This is a genomic window from Streptomyces sp. NPDC003635 (assembly GCF_053587635.1).
This window is the reverse complement of sequence record NZ_JBSFOK010000005.1, coordinates 223841-238472: the sequence shown is the minus strand read 5'-3', so window position 1 is coordinate 238472 and position 14632 is coordinate 223841. Positions and strand designations below refer to the sequence as shown.

The 14632-nt window shown below is 71.6% G+C and carries 9 protein-coding genes and 1 other RNA gene; 3 read left to right on the top strand and 7 right to left on the bottom strand.

The genetic code is table 11. From position 1 onward, the window contains the following. Window positions 1–30 precede the first annotated feature (30 nt). The 4 genes from ACWDRW_RS07585 to ACWDRW_RS07570 are packed head-to-tail and all read right to left on the bottom strand — an operon-like array spanning window position 31 to window position 8862. A complete protein-coding gene (locus ACWDRW_RS07585) occupies window positions 31–1338 on the bottom strand; it encodes a TIGR02679 family protein (RefSeq protein ID WP_451721354.1) in 1308 nt (435 codons plus the stop codon). Then, a complete protein-coding gene (locus tag ACWDRW_RS07580; protein WP_451721352.1) occupies window positions 1335–5759 on the bottom strand; it encodes a TIGR02680 family protein in 4425 nt (1474 codons plus the stop codon). Before ACWDRW_RS07580 ends, ACWDRW_RS07585 begins: the two co-directional genes overlap by 4 nt. Next, window positions 5756–7201, bottom strand: coding sequence for a TIGR02678 family protein (locus ACWDRW_RS07575; protein ID WP_451721350.1), 1446 nt, complete (start codon window positions 7199–7201; stop codon window positions 5756–5758). The genes ACWDRW_RS07580 and ACWDRW_RS07575 overlap by 4 nt, the downstream gene beginning before the upstream one ends. Beyond that, window positions 7201–8862 carry a TIGR02677 family protein gene (locus tag ACWDRW_RS07570; RefSeq protein WP_451721348.1) on the bottom strand — a complete coding sequence of 554 codons (1662 nt, stop codon included), beginning with the start codon at window positions 8860–8862 and terminating at the stop codon, window positions 7201–7203. Before ACWDRW_RS07570 ends, ACWDRW_RS07575 begins: the two co-directional genes overlap by 1 nt. A 556-nt stretch (window positions 8863–9418) precedes the next feature. Between ACWDRW_RS07570 and ACWDRW_RS07565 the strand changes: the two genes are divergently transcribed. Further along, window positions 9419–10321: a replication-relaxation family protein gene (locus ACWDRW_RS07565; protein WP_451721346.1), complete on the top strand. Its 903-nt coding sequence runs from the start codon at window positions 9419–9421 to the stop codon at window positions 10319–10321. A gap of 107 nt (window positions 10322–10428) precedes the next feature. On the opposite strand, the gene rnpB is transcribed toward ACWDRW_RS07565, so the two are convergent. Beyond that, an RNA gene (gene rnpB / locus ACWDRW_RS07560) (RNase P RNA component class A) lies at window positions 10429–10832 on the bottom strand. A gap of 33 nt (window positions 10833–10865) precedes the next feature. After that, the gene (locus ACWDRW_RS07555; protein ID WP_451721344.1) at window positions 10866–11444 is read right to left on the bottom strand and encodes a Uma2 family endonuclease; all 579 of its coding nucleotides are present in this window, start codon (window positions 11442–11444) and stop codon (window positions 10866–10868) included. A 162-nt stretch (window positions 11445–11606) separates the two neighbouring features. On the opposite strand from ACWDRW_RS07555, the gene ACWDRW_RS07550 reads away from it, so the two are divergent. After that, a complete protein-coding gene (locus tag ACWDRW_RS07550; RefSeq protein WP_451721342.1) occupies window positions 11607–12383 on the top strand; it encodes a MerR family transcriptional regulator in 777 nt (258 codons plus the stop codon). Here the strand turns inward: ACWDRW_RS07550 and ACWDRW_RS07545 are convergent. After that, a complete protein-coding gene (locus ACWDRW_RS07545; RefSeq protein ID WP_451721340.1) occupies window positions 12334–13770 on the bottom strand; it encodes an RNB domain-containing ribonuclease in 1437 nt (478 codons plus the stop codon). The genes ACWDRW_RS07550 and ACWDRW_RS07545 overlap by 50 nt on opposite strands. Window positions 13771–13846: 76 nt before the next feature. On the opposite strand from ACWDRW_RS07545, the gene yaaA reads away from it, so the two are divergent. After that, window positions 13847–14629, top strand: coding sequence for a peroxide stress protein YaaA (yaaA, locus tag ACWDRW_RS07540; protein WP_451721338.1), 783 nt, complete (start codon window positions 13847–13849; stop codon window positions 14627–14629). The last annotated feature ends 3 nt before the right edge of the window (window positions 14630–14632 follow it).

Sequence of the window (14632 nt, the reverse complement as noted above, 5' to 3'; positions counted from 1 at the left end):
GTAGGAAAGAGGGTGCGATGTCGGGAACGCTCAAGCTCCCGCGAGATCACCCAGGAGCAGATCCAGCGCTGCCTCCTCATGCACAGCGACGCCCAAAGCGTCCATGGTCGTGGCCAGTTCCGGGTCCCAGGCCGCCTCGACCGGTGTGCCGGTCAGGGGAAGCGGCGGCGTACCGTGCAACTCGGCGCGCGTCGCGAGGTATTCGTAGTCCGCCGCCGCCATGCGCCACGGTTCCGCCTGGTACCGCCCCATGACCCGGTTGGCGAGTGCGATGCCCGGCCAGTCGAAATCACCGTGGTAGACGAAGGCGCAGCCGGCCGCCGACAACGTGTCCAAGAGGGTGAGGACCACCGTCGCGGCACTGCCCGAGGTGCAGATCAGGGGTGCGGTGCAGGAAGCGTCCGCCGCGGCCTCCACCACGCGCGGGTTCTCGCAGACGTGGATGCGGGTGCCCGGCGGGAACGTCAGCTGCAGGGAGCGGAGTTCGCGCAGCGTCAGGTGCGCCTCCAGCCGGTGATCGGCGCGTTGGCGCAGGGCTGCTTCCTGCCAGGTGACGCCGGTCGGCCGGAGGCCGTAGGTGAGCACGGTGCTGGAGACCTCGTCGGGAATGACCGAGGCCTGCCGCCACAGAGCGCGGCGGCCCGGCGCGTCACTGGGAAAGTCCACACCGCGGGCCACCGCTATGCCGCGCTGGACCAGGCGGGCCAGCAGCGTGCCGTCGTCCAGGCCGTGGGCCGAACCGGTCGTGCGGGTGGCCAGTTCACCGCGCCCCCAGCCGGCGGGCGTCGGATCCGTTCCTGTGCCGGGGAAGAGAGTCGCGAGGGTGTCGATGGCCTGGGTGATGGTGGTGAGGGCGGTGCTGCCGGACGGCCGACGTGTCAGCGTGCCGCCTCGCCGTACCTCCTCCAGCCATTGCCGGGCCCATGCCTGGTCTGCCAGTGGTGTTGCGGCGAGGGCCGCTTCCGTCGCGGACCACAGCCGGGTGCGTTCGGCCTGCGCGGCGTCCCGCACCGCCCGCCGGTCGGTCAGCGGCGGGCCCAGCTCGGTCAGGGTCGCGGCCAGGCTCCGGCCGACCGCACTGGTACGCAGGCGCGCGTCCAGGTCCGGCAGACGGATGGAGACGGTGGGACCGGTGACCGGTCTGGCCAGAAGGAGGGAGAGGGTCTCGCGCTCTTCCCCGTCGAGGTCCTGGAGTCGGATCGCGCCGACCGGCTGGAGGCCGCTTCGTTCGAGGCGGGTACGGGCCAGCGCCCACAGACGCTTCAGCCCTGGCCGGGTCAGGAACGCCAGCGCTTCGGCGGACAGCGGCGGCGCGTGCTCCGCTCGGGCGTCCGTCATACCGACACCAGCCGCCGCTGCCGCCCGTTCCACGTGTAGTGGAGGGTCGCCACACCCCTCACATGAGGATCGCGCAGACACTCGTAGATGTGCAGGGAAGGCACGTCGGGCCAGTTGCCGATCAGGCGCTCGCTGGTGAGGACGAAGTCGAGGTCCAGGTCGACCAGGATGCGGCCGAGGCGCGCGTGGGTGGGCTCGTCGACCTTGGCGAACGCGTCGTCCAGCAGGATCAGCCGAGGCGCGTGCGGGGCCGCCTCGGCGAGGCTGGTGAAGTGCGCGGCCGCGGCGGCGAACAGGACCAGGTAGGACAGGACTCGCTGTTCGCCCTGGCTGAGGCCGGTGCGGCCGGAGAGTTTGCGGCGGCTGCCGGGGGCGGCGTCGTTGACCACCCAGGGCGTGAAGGTGAACCAGTCCCGGTAGTCGAGGGCGGCGCGCAGATGGGCGGCATAGCCCGCGCCCGGGTCGGCGCGGCGAGCGTCCTCGATACGGCGCTGGAGCACGTCCCGGAGCTGGTCGGACTGTTCGTGGGTGCGCAGGCCCGACGGACTGCGCAGGAGGTCGACCGCCGCTTTGACGTCGGCCTCCACGCCGTCCGCCAGCTTCCAGTCGAGGGTGACGCCCAGCCCGTGTGACGTACGGACCGTGGACAGCGTGCCGTTCAGCGCGACGACCAGCGCGCCGGCGGACAGGACCTGGGCGGAGAGGTGGTCCCCCAGCTCCCCGGTGAGGAAGCGCTGGAACACGTCCCGCTCGCGCTCCGTCAGCCGTGCGCGGGCCTCGTCCGCCTGGGCGGCGACGCGCTCACCGACCGCGGCGATGTCGTGCAGGCCGTGGTCGTCGACGAAACGGCAGATCTTGATGCCGTCGTGTTCCTCCAGTGTGGCGTCGTAGCCGCCGGAGAGCTGGTCGCGCAGGTCCGTGTGACGGTTGAGGAGCGCGGTGTCCGAGACATCGCGCCGCTCGGCGTCCAGACGGCTGCGTACGGCGTCCACGAGCAGGCGCAGGGACTTGATGCGGTCGGGTGCGCGGTCTCGGTCTCGGGAGGGGTGCGCGGGGGCGCTCACGGCGGAAGGCTCCCGGCCGTCCGGGGAGGGGTGAGCGTCGCCGTCCTCGGCGGACAGCTCCCGGCCGTCCCCGGAGGGGTGAGCGTCGGCGCTTTCGGCGGACAGCTCCCGGCGGTCCTGGGAGGGGTGAGCGCCGCCCTCCTCGGCGGACAGCTCCCGGCCGTCCTTGGAGGCGGCAGGCTCCTCGCCGTCTTCGGCGGAGGACTTCCCGCCCTCCCCGGAGAAGTCGGCCGCGTATCCCCCGCCCTGCATCGGCATGTCGAGGCCGGCTCCCCGGATCACGCCCGGCAGGGACAGCGCGGTACGCAGCTTCCGGCCACTCGCGACAGCCTCTGCCTCCTGCGTGGCCAGCGCCTCTCGTCTGGTCCTCTCGTCCCCCTCCGCGAGCACGCGTTCGTCGTGCACGGCGTTCAGGTCACGTGCGGCGCCCGGGAGCTGGCGCCCGACGGCCTCCAGGCGCCGCTTCGCCTCGTCCTCGCGGGCGAGGATCTCCTGTTCCGGCGCGTCGAGGGCCTCCTCCAGCCCCTGGACCGTGCGGCGCGCGGCATCCAGGCGGGCAAGCGGCTCGGCGTAGTCGGATTCCGCTTCTCGAGTGGACGTCAGCGCGCGTTCGTAGCCTTCGCGACCCTGGCGATGGGCGTCGGCGGAGGAAATGACCGCGCGCAACCGCCTGCGGAGTCGGGATGCCCCCGTGCCGAGGCGGTCCAGGCAGAGACGTACGGAGTCGAGCGCGGCCGGGTCGGCCGGGAGATCGTTGGCGCTCGCGGTCGCCTCGGCCTCGCGCCGGGCGGCGACCGCGCGGCCGCGCGCCTGCTCCGCCTCGCGGGCGGCCGCGGACGCCTTGCCGACCAGCACCTGAGCGGTGCGCTCGGCCTCGGCGGTACGGGCCCACGCATCGGTCAGCGGGCGTGCCGCGGGCGGGTGACTCAGCACGTCGGCGACTTGCTCTCGGTGCTCGGTGAGGACTCGCAGGTCATGTGTCCGCTGCGTCAACTCGGTGCGTACGTCCACGAGTTGCCGGTCGAGTTCGGCCAGGGCCCGGCGGCGGGTCTCGGCGCGGACCTCCGCGCCGACGTATTCGGCGGTCTGCTTGGTGTGACGGCCTTGGGCAATGCCCAGTTTCCAGGAGCCGTCGGTGCCGATCACGGATTCCGCCGCAGCGCCCGTTGCCCCGTCCGTGACCAGAGCCACCGCATGGAGCACGCGCTCGACCTGTTCGGTCGTCACGCCGCTGTCCGGTGCCGTGACCGGGCGCAACACCTCGGCAGCCACGGGTCCGGCGGGCGGTGTGCCGGGGGTGAGGAGGGTGTCCCGCGTGGCCGGGTCGACGACGGCGCCGTCGGCGCACACCCAGGCGTCGAGCAGGCCGCTCGCTTCGAGGGCGGCTTCCAGGCCCGCCCGGGCCGCAGGCTCGAGGTCGTCGGCGAAGTCCACGAGCCGGTACAGGGGAGCGCCGGTGCCGGGGGTGCGCGGTGCCGAGCGGTGGGGCGGGGGCGCGGGTTCGGGGTCGGTGCGGGCTTCCCAGTCGTTCCGCTCACGCTGCAGGCGGTCCTGCTCGGCGGCCAGCTCGCGGATCACCACCGCACGCGCGTCGCGCTGCTCGCCCAGTTCCGCCAGCCACGGTCCGACGGCCGACCGGGCGGTGTCGGCCACCTCGTCGGGGGCCTGGGCGGGCAGCGGAGCTTCTGCCGGATCGTGGGCGATCAGGGCGTGTACGGCGTCGAGGGCGACGCCGGTGAGGCTCCGCAGCCGCTCGGTCCAGGTGCGTACGGAGTCTGCGTAGGCCTCTCCTTCGCGTGCCGTCTCCTGCCGTCGGTCCGCGACCTGCTTACGCGCCTCGTCCGCCTGCTCCTCCAGGCTCTCCCGGGCCGCATCGGCCTCGTGCGCCTCTGCCTGGGCCCGGCGTGCCGTGTCGATGAGCGCGTTCAGCTCGGTCACGGCCCTCGTGCGGTTCCTGATCACCGGTCCCGCGGCCTGCAGTTGGGCGTCCCAGGCATGCAACGCGTCCGTGCAGGACGCCGTGTCGACGGCCAGCACCTCGCTGTGCCGCACGAGGTGGAAGTCGCCGTCCGGAGAGGTGAGTTCGGCCGCCGCCGCACGCGCGAGCGGGATGGCGGTGACGGCCCCGGGGTCACCCAGATGCACGGGGTCGAGCCGGGACCGCTCCGCCTCGCGCAGCAACTCGCCGTGTGCCGTGTCGAGTTCGGCCAGTTCCGCGCCGAGCCGTCCGGCTTCCTCGGTGAGCCGCCGTCCCGTCTCCTCCTGAGTGCTGTGCGCCTGACGCAGTGCCTTGAAGGCGGTCGCTGCCGCGCTGTGCAGGGCGGATACCGTGGCACGCTTCTCGCCGAGTTCCTGCAAGCTGCGGTAGGCGGCGCTGGCGTGCAGGGCGGCGAGGTCCGTCTCGGCCGCGTCCTTCTCCGCCGTGAGCACGTCGAGGCGGGCGGTGAGCTCGTCCTCGCTGGTGCGGAGCCTCGCCACCTTCTTCAGCGCCTCGCCGGCCAGCCGCCGATGCTCCGCAAGCCGTTCCAGCTCGCCGTTCACCTCGTCGGTCCGGCGGCGCAGCGTCCCGTGCAGGTAGCCGCGGTAGCTGGTCAGGAAGGTCCGCAGGGCCTCGTCTGTCCGCTCCAGGCGCCCGAGGTCGGTCCGTACGGTCTCCAGGTCGTCGAGGTTGCGGGCCACCTTCTCCACGACCTCGTCGTCGAGCGCGGGCAGCGTCTCCGCGAGGACGGAGACCAGACCGCCCGCGTCGATGCGGTCGCCGATGGTGGGGCGGCGCAGGCGGTGCAGCAGGTGCAGCAGGTTGCGGTAGCGCGCCGGATCGGTGAGGCCGAACAGGTGGCGGGCGACCCGGGCCCGGTGCTCCACGGCGCGGTCGGTGACGTTGTCCGGGCCCACGAGCGACTTGAGCTGGTCGAGCGGCAGCGGCTGACCGGCGGGGGCCAACTGCAACTCCTGGCCCACCCGCAGCGAGGTGACGAAGAAGAACGGCTTGGCCGTCCTGGTCGACTGGGAGGCGCGGATGGCCGCTCCGAGGGTGAGGTGGTGGTCGTTGCCCTCCTCGTCCGTGCGCGCGAACTCCACCCACAGGTAGCCCAGCCGGTTGGTCTGCTCGAATCCGTCCAGCATGAGCCAGAGGAGGGTGGTGCGCCCGGTGCCGGTCGCGTCCAGCGCGCGGGCGTCGCCGTCGAGGAGGTAGGGCAGCAGCATCTCCAGGGCCTTGGACTTGCCGGCGCCGTTCTTGCCGCGCAGCAGCAGGCGGCCGTCGCCGAAGGCGAACTCCTGCTCGTCGTACTGCCAGACGTTCCGGATGCCGGCGCGGTGCAGACGGTAGCGGTGCGGGGAAGGGGGGCGGTTCACCGAGTCGGCTCCTCGGGGGGCTGGGAGACGTCGTGTGCTTGCGGGTGTTCGGTACGGGAGGTGACGGCCACTGTGGAGACATCGCCCACCTGCGGCTGCTCGGTACGGGACGTGACAGCCACCGTGGAGACATCGCCTGCCTGCGGGTGTTCGGTACGGGACGTGACGGCCACCGTCGTGGCGAACCGGGCGGCCGCGGCCAGCAGCACCCAGCCGTCCGTGCCGTCCTGCCCGCGGGCGCCCGAGACATCGGTGACGGACCGGCCGTCCAGCGCCGCGTCCTCGTATCCCTCGGGCAGGCCGTGGCCGTCGGCGCGTACCGGACCGGCGGGCGCCATCAGGCGCATGCGGACCAGAAGGTCGAGGACGGCGGCCAGCAGCCCGTCCCGGTCTTCCAGGAGGCCTCGCTGCCAGTTGCTGCGTCGGCCGTACTCCTCGACGAGCTCGTCGAGCAGCTCAGCCAACAGACCGTCCGGGACGGGAACACCGATGACCAGCCTGCCACCGATGGCCGGGTGGCCGGGGTCCTCGGGCCGCAGTCGGTCGACCAGCCGTCCCACCAGCAGCAGGGCCGCCTGGGCGACGGTGCCGGTGCCGGGCAGGTGCAGGTCGGTGAGGTCGCCGTCGGGGTCGACGAGGGCGATGCCCTCGGCGCGGATCTCCGCCTCCAGACCGAGCAGTTCGGAGAAGGCCTGCGACTCACGCCGCTGCCGCGTCCGCAGCCACTCCCGTTCGGCACTGGTGAGGTCGTCGAGGTGGACGGCAGGTGTTTCGACGAGACGTCTGCGCACGTACGTACGCGGGCCGCCGAAACCGGGGTCGGCGGCGCGACGGACGAGGTCCGCGCCGTCTCGGCTCTGGGCCAGCGGTCCGGCGACGACCGCGCGGGCGATCTCGCGGTCCACGGTCAGCAGCGCCTCGCCACCCCGCTCCTCGGCGACGGCCGAGACGTGCCCTTCGGTCTCCGTCAGCACGCCCCAGTCGACGAGTTGCCGTAACGCGGCGGCGAGCGTGCGCCGCTCCGCCTGACGCCCGGCGTCGCTGATCTCGATCCCTGCGTCCACGGCCGCGGCCCTCAGGTCGGCGACGAGCTGGGAGAGCAGCAGCTGCTCGGGGGCGGTGACGAGGACCGACAGGGCGAGGGTCAGACAGGCGTACGTCCGTGGCGTGAACGGCGTCCCGGTGGACGGCCGCTCCAGGCGGTGACCGGAGCCGGGTCCGAGGCCGGCCTTGAACAGACGGGCGTACGACGCCTCGACCAGCAGCCGGTAGCCGAACACCTGCTGGAATCGCTGGGCGAGCCAGTCGGCGTGCCGGCGGATCAGCGGAAAGGTGTCACTGTGCGGACCGCTGCTGGTGACCAGGGGGTGGGCCAACAGCAGGCGTGCGGCGGTACGACGTTCAGCGGCGAGTGCCACGTCGTGGGCGGAGGGCAGGGGCATCAGGCGCTCGCCTCCTCGGCCGAGGAGGACGCGGAGGACGCGGAGGACGACGAGGACGACGAGGACGCGGAGGACGCGGAGGACGCGGAGGTGCTCTCGACGGCCAGGCTGAGATCGTCCACGGTCAGATCGCCGTCCACGGAACGCAGAAGGGTGTGCCTGCCCGGGGTGCGCCAGGCCGTGAGCCTGATGCCCAGGTCCACATCCCCCGCCTGGGCGCCATCAAGGTGCAAGTCACCCGCCTTCGTCTGCAGTTGGGCGTTGCCGAGAGCGGCGGTGAGGAGTTCCAGCAGAAGCCGCATGGCCGCGGAGCCGAGCCTCACCTGGTCGAACCGGCCGGATGCGCTGCGCAGTTCGGCGGCGGCGGCCTGGCGTGCGGCGGCCTGTTCGCGTGCTTCTGCCATGAGGCGTCGCTTCTGCTCGCCGTGATCCTCCACCGCGGCGGACCGCCCGCGCGGGGCTCGGCTGCCGCGCTCGCGCAACGCCACCGGCACGTCCACGACAGGCCCGGTCCACCAGCTCACATACGCCGGTACGGACAGATCGGGATCCGGCGCCACGCCCAGATGCCGTGCCCCGTACAGCCCGAAGGCGGCCACCGCGATGTCGTGGGCCTCCTCGGGCTCCGCGGCGTCGAACCAGGCGGCAAGCCTGAGCAGGTCCTTGCGGCGGGACATCTCTCCCGACGCCGAGCGCAGCATCCGCTTGGCGTTCGCGAGAAGCGACTGCAGCGCGCGCAGGGTGGCGTCCCGAAGCTGGTCCACCTGGCTGCCGTGACCATCGCCGCTCGCGAACCAGTCGCGCAGCCCTTCCCAGTCGGCCAGTTCCCGCCCCCGACTTCGCTGCACCCGAGTCTCGGGCAAGGCGTCGGAGAGGGCACCGAGGCCGGACGCATGGGCGTCGATACGACTCAACAGCATGGGCAGGTGCGGCCAGATCGCCCGGAGGTGGGCGGCGATGCGCGGGGCGCGGAAGGACACGTCCTCGGTGATCGCTTCCACGTAGTCGAGCAGAAGCTCCTTGAACCCCTGGTACTCGGCGCCATCGAGGTCGTAACGGGCGAGAACCTGGCCCAGGTAGGCGTAGAAGTCCCGCACGGACTCAGCGAATTCGGCGAACTGCGCGAAGAGAGTGCTGATCTTCTCCAGCGCCTGCTGCGGATCGGCCCCACCCGGCGCGGCCGCCAGGGCAGCGAGCTCCTGGAGCCCGCGGTCGACGAGGGTGAGCAGCTCACTGCTGACCTCACGCGCGGCGTCCCCCGCCGCCAGCACCTCGTCGGCGTCGCGCTGCACCCGTTCACCCAACTTGGACAGCTGGTAGCGAGACCGGGAACGCTGATACTCGGCAATGCTGCTCGCCGTAACCGTGTGCGTGCTGCGCAGCAGATTGCCCCAGCGCACAAGCTGCTCGAGCCGAGCGGTCAACGTCTCCGCACCCAGCGAAGCCGCCGGATGCCCGGCCTGCGCCAGCTTGCCGACCACATCGGGTACGGCGAGGTCCGCGAGCAGGGTGCCGCAGAAGACCCGCATCACGGCCACGTACTCGAGCCGCTCGGGAGCACTGAGGTAGGCGTAGGCGCTCAGCCGCTGCCAGATCTCGCTGGCGCTCCCATCGTCGGACCGCTCCTCCTGTGGTTCTTCGTGCAGTTCGTCCCCCACCATGCTCTCGAGCGTACGGACCGGCACTGACACTCCGGAGAGGGTTCACGGAATTCCGACTCGAGCGGGCGGGTGATCCACACGTCAGTGGCCGGGTCGAGCGTGCCGGAGCCTTGGACTGGTGGCGCCCGGCAGCCTCTCCGCCGACATGCGGCGGATGCGGCACACGAGCGCGTCGGCGATCGCCGGCTCGCAACATGGAAAGCGACGCCCCGATCCCCCGGCGGCACGCGCCCGCCCGTCGCCCGCCGTCCCCGGTCACCTGCTTTTCTTCTGGTTGGGGCGAGCGCGGGGTGTGCAGAGGGGGATGTCGGGCTGGCGACCTCGCGATGGATGCCGTGGTGACCTGCGGATACGCCATCCGCAGTGCGGCAGGCTACTGACGGCTGTCGCGAAGGCTACGGGCGGGGCTGTCAGCCTGGTCGTCAGAGACGTTCTCGCATCGTGACGATGGTCGGGCCTTCGTGGTCGCGGGTGTGGTCGGGATCGGCTGTTGCTGTGGCAGTGCACGCGGCGCCGGACAGGCCGACGCCAGCCGTACACGAAGGGCGGACCGACGATGACGGACGTGGACACGGGCGGTGGGGATCGTCTGGCGCTGGCGGTGGTGACGCAGTACCGGATGGCCAGCACGGAGCAGATGCACCGGCTGATCGCGCCGGGCGTGCGGATCGAGCAAACGCGGCGACGGATGGCCAAGCTGCGCGATGAAGGACTGGTCGACCGCATCACCCTGCCCCGGTCCGGACGGCTACGCGCATGGTTCCCGACCTCGTACGGTGCGCGCATCGCCGCGGAATGGCCGGAGCTGCGCGGACGACGCCTGCCCAGGACGGTGTCCAACCCGACAGCCGCGAGACTACGGCTGGACCACACGCTGACGGTGACCGAAACAGCGCTCCACTTCATCCAGGACGCCCGCAGCCACGGCGACTTGTGCCGCCCACTGGACTGGCTCCCCGAGGTCCACCATCCCCTCGGGGCCGGAGAGGCCGTCATACCGGACGCCCTCATGTACTACCAGCGCGGCCGCACCGAAGGCGAGGACTGGTCAATGCTGCGAGCGTTCATCGAGGTCGACCGGGCCACCATGGGCCCGGAACGCCTGGCGGCCAAGCTCAACGCCTACTCTCGCCTCCACGACTACGTCCCCACACCCGTCGCGCGCCACCAGCGGGCCACCACGCACAACCCGCTCCAGGAGGAATGGCGACGGCACTACCCCCTCTTCCCCCGCGTGCTGTTCATCCTGGACGGCACCGGCCCCGTCGGCCTCACCACCCGCATCCGGGCCCTGCACGCAGCCGCCAACGCCCCAGCGCTGACCCTCTTCCTACGCACGGTTCCCGTCCTGACGGCGGCCCTGTCCGACCTACGCACCAAGGGTCCATCCGAGCCTGTGTGGCGCCCCGTCCAGGACCCCGACCAAAGGGTCGCCTGGACTTGGTCGCCACATGCGTAGAGGGCCTGCGCGGCGCATTGCGCGGTACGCGCGAACGACTGCGCAGGCGGACAAAGGGGTCTGCGCACTGCGCACCAACCTGCGCACTCACACGGGAACCTTGGGGGCAGACGAGTCGGGCTGTACGCCGGGTTCTGTTCCCAGGGTTCCTCGCGGGGCCCTGGGCGACGGCCATCCATCTAGGACCGGTGTTGCCACCGGTCTCGTGCGGTCTACCCGCAGACTCGGGCGGGCAGCCCTCGAACGTCCGCGCAGAGCGCTTTTTACGGCGCTCCTCTTGACCTTGCTCCGGGTGGGGTTTACCTAGCCGCCTGAGTCACCTCAGGCGCTGGTGGTCTCTTACACCACCGTTTCACCCTTACCCAGCACCAAAGCGCTGGGCGGTTTGCTTTCTGTGGCACTGTCCCGCGGGTCACCCCGGGTGGCCGTTAGCCACCACCCTGCCCTGTGGAGCCCGGACGTTCCTCGGGAAGCCCCCGAAGGGACTCCACGCGGCCGCCCGCCCGGCTCGTCTGCCGTGTCGACCATGGTACCGGGCGCCGGCTCAGAGGAAGTCCGTGGTCTCCAGGTCGAAGGCGAATGGCTCGGGCAGCGTGAGAGGTTTGCCGAGCGGGCGGGTGCAGTGCTCCCGGTAGTCGTCCTTCTCCGGATCACTGAACAACGTGATTGAGGAGGCTTCGCGGTCAACGAGCAGGTAGAGCGGGATGCCACCCCGGGCGTAGCACCGGCGCTTGGCCTCACGGTCGGCCCTGGGCTTGGTGGACGTCACCTCAAGGACCATGGCCACCCCGTCACAGGGCATCCAGGAGTCGGCGCCCCGATAAAGCCTCCGCTCCCTGGGAGCGAACGTGCCGTCCGGGATCAAGCGATCCTTCGGGCCACCGCTCCCACTTCGCAAAATGAGGCCCTTCGTTCCGGCGAACTGCATCCTCGTCCCGGAATGGAGAATCACCTGCTCCACAATGAGCCCGATGTAGTCCTCGTGATCCCCGTCCGGCGGCGGCGTCACAACGATCTCCCCCTCGATCAGCTCAGCCCGGAAGCCCTCCGGCGTGTCCAGGGCGAGGAAACCCTCCAGCAGGACATCCGCCTGCGTGAGAGGCTCGTGGGCCACGGCAGTCATGTCACGCCCCTCCTTCTGTCGCTCGCCAGACTGGGACATCGGCTGATCACCTGGCCGTGAGATCGGGAACCGTTCCCTCGATCGTGGCACACGACTGGCGTTGCCGTCAGGGAGCCGTCGCCCGCTTGACCCTGCCGTCACGTCAAGGTTTCTACTGACCCCATGCGCATCGGAGAGCTCGCCGCAGCCGTCGGAGTCACCACCCGCACCGTCCGGCACTATCACCACCTCGGGCTGCTGCCGGAGCCGGAGCGGCTCAGCAATGGGTATCGGGACTACACCCTTCGGCATGCCGTCCTGCTCGCGCGGATTCGGCGGCTCACCGAACTCGGGCTCGGGCTCGGGGAGGTGCGCGACGTGCTGGCCGATGACGTCGGGAAGGAACTCGCCGAGGTGCTGCAGGAGCTCGACGAGGATCTCGCTCAGCAGGAGGCCGCCATCCGTGAGCGGCGCGAGCGGCTGCGGGCGCTCATCGAGGGCGGGGTCAGTCCGGAGGGGCCCGTCTCAGCCGAGCTTGCCGATCTCTTTCGTACGACCGAGCACCTCGCCGACTCCCCTATGGCCGTCAAAGATCGCGAGATCCTCGCTCTCATCGAGACCACCGCCGATCCTGACGATCGGGCCCGGCTCAGCTCTCTCCTCACCAGCAGCCTCACCACCCCGGACGGCCTCGAGCGGGCCCGTGCCGCCTACGCGCTGCTTGATCAGCTCGCCGACGCCTCCACCGACGACCCCAGGATCGACGACGCCGCCCGCGCCCTCGTCGACTGTCTGCCCGGAGAGCTCCTTCCGGACGCCTCCGTCGATCACGACAGCAGTTTTCTCCGCGCCCTCTACGCCGACTTCGCCCCCGCCCAGGCCGAGGCCATCCGGCGGACCATCCGCATGCTCACGCGGGAGCGAACAGCACCTTCGCCGTCGCCGGATCCGCACGGGTGAGGCGTACGCGCAGGGGTTCGCCCAGGGGCAGGGGGTCCTTTCCCTCCACCCTCGCGATCACCGCCGGGGCTCTCAGCTGGATCGTGCCTGCCTTCGGGTCGCGTTCCGCCACGTCCACCACGTACGCGTCGAAGGTCTCTCCCTCCCTGCCCTGCAGCAGGGCCGCCTCGACGGTGTCCAAACACGCGCGCTCCACCGTCCCCGCCCTCCGTGAACCGTCCGCCATCTCCTTCGGCAAGGCGTCCAGTGCCGCCAGGACCCAGTCCGGGGCCGACGAACCCCTCGCCGCCGCCAGGCACAGCTCGGTCGCGTAGCGGTCGGCCAGGCGGCGCAGGGGGGCCGTGCAGTGGGTGTACGGCGCCGCCACCGCCGAGTGCGTCGCGATGTCCGGCACGTCTCCGTCCCGGAACACCGTGTAGCCCGCGCCCCTCAGCAGCGTCGTGCACTCCTGCAGGAACGCGGCGTGGTGGGGGACCGCCGGGTCCAGTGAGCGGACCAGCGCCGCGTACGACACGTGGTGCGGCCAGTCGATGTGCAGGGCCGTCGCGGTACGGCGCAGGCGGCCCACCGCTCCGTCCGGCGCCGCCGGGAGCGTACGCAGCACTCCCGTGCCGTAGCCGAGCATCAGGTCCGCCGCCGCCATTCCCGTCAGGAGGGAGATCTGGGCGTTCCAGCCCTCCGCCGGGAGCGGGGCGCGGAAGCTCAGCTCGTAGCCGCCGTCGCGCTCCACCACCTCCTGCTCGGGGACGTTGAGAGAGATCCCGCCCCTTGCCACCTCCAGGCCTTCCCTCAGCCGGCCGACCTCCGCCAGCAGCGCCAGCGGCTCCTCCGCCGTACCGGCGTCGATCTCCTTCTGTACGCCCGCGTAGTCGAGCTTCGCCCTGCTGCGGACCAGGGAGCGGCGGACGTCCACGGCGAGCGGGCGACCCTCCGCGTCCAGGTCGATGGTCCAGAGGACCGCTGGACGTGTCTGGCCCGGCAGCAGGCTCGCCGCGCCCTCGCTGAGCAGGGCCGGGTGGAGCGGGATGCGGGTGTCCGGGAAGTACAGGGTCAGTACGCGGCGGTGGGCCTCCGCGTCCAGCGACGAGCCCGGTACCACGAAGGCCGCCACGTCCGCGATGGCGTACCGGATCCGGTAGCCGGTGCCCCGCCGGGACAGGTGCATCGCCTGGTCCAGGTCGGTGGAGGTGGGCGGGTCGATCGTGAAGAGGGGGACGTCCGTCGCGTCGTCCAGGGGAAGGGAGGGGTCCCTCGCCGTGCGTTCGGCCTCCGCCAGGGCCTCCGGCGGGAAGGCCTCGGCGATGTCGAGCTCGGTGCGCAGTGCGGTGAGGGCGGCCCGGAGGGGGGCTTCGGGGGCGCCGGTCACGCGGATGTGGCGGCGGGGCATACAGCGAGCGTAGGGCGGGGGCCCTCGGGTGGCACGCCGTACGCTGTGGCCGAGCTCTACAGAAGGAGATCCACCCGTGCTTGTCCTGCTGCCGCCCTCCGAAGGCAAGGCGTCCTCCGGCCGTGGCGCACCGCTGAAGCTGGAGTCGTTGTCGCTGCCGGGGCTCGCGGAGGCCCGTGCGGCCGTACTCGACGAGCTCGTCGAGCTGTGCGTCGGCGACGAGGAGAAGGCGCGGCAGGTTCTTGGACTGAGTGAGGGGCTTCGGGGCGAGATCGCCAAGAACGCTGCTCTCAAAAACGCAGGCGCCCGGCCCGCCGGGGAGATCTACACGGGTGTCCTCTACGACGCCCTTGGACTGTCCTCCCTCGACGCCGCCGCGAAGAAGCGCGCCGCGCGTTCGCTGCTCGTCTTCTCCGGGCTGTGGGGTGCGGTCCACGTCAACGACAGGATCCCCTCCTACCGCTGCTCGATGGGGGTGAAGCTGCCGGGGCTCGGCGCGCTGGGCACGCATTGGCGAACGGCCATGGCGGCGACCCTGCCCGAGGTCGCCGGGGACGGTCTGGTGCTGGACCTGCGGTCGGCTGCGTACGCGGCTGCCTGGAAGCCGAAGGGTGAGATCGCCGGGCGGACGGCGAGCGTACGGGTGCTGCACGCGCCGACCCGGAAGGTCGTCAGCCACTTCAACAAGGCGACCAAGGGGCGGATCGTACGGAGTCTGCTGGCGGGCGGGGTGCGGCCGGGCGGGCCCGCCGAGCTGGTGGAGGCGTTGCGGGATCTCGGGTACGTGGTGGAGGCCGAGGCGCCCAAGAAGGCGGGTACCGCCTGGTCTCTGGACGTGCTGGTGGACGAGATCCACTGATCC

Excerpts from the sequence above, each read along its gene's own strand:
- ACWDRW_RS07565 (WP_451721346.1), top strand. The coding sequence starts at position 9,419 with ATGACGGACGTGGACACGGGCGGTGGGGATCGTCTGGCGCTGGCGGTG.
- ACWDRW_RS07585 (WP_451721354.1), bottom strand. The coding sequence starts at position 1,338 with ATGACGGACGCCCGAGCGGAGCACGCGCCGCCGCTGTCCGCCGAAGCG.
- ACWDRW_RS07545 (WP_451721340.1), bottom strand. The coding sequence starts at position 13,770 with ATGCCCCGCCGCCACATCCGCGTGACCGGCGCCCCCGAAGCCCCCCTC.
- ACWDRW_RS07555 (WP_451721344.1), bottom strand. The coding sequence starts at position 11,444 with ATGACTGCCGTGGCCCACGAGCCTCTCACGCAGGCGGATGTCCTGCTG.
- ACWDRW_RS07550 (WP_451721342.1), top strand. The coding sequence starts at position 11,607 with ATGCGCATCGGAGAGCTCGCCGCAGCCGTCGGAGTCACCACCCGCACC.
- ACWDRW_RS07570 (WP_451721348.1), bottom strand. The coding sequence starts at position 8,862 with ATGGTGGGGGACGAACTGCACGAAGAACCACAGGAGGAGCGGTCCGAC.
- ACWDRW_RS07575 (WP_451721350.1), bottom strand. The coding sequence starts at position 7,201 with ATGCCCCTGCCCTCCGCCCACGACGTGGCACTCGCCGCTGAACGTCGT.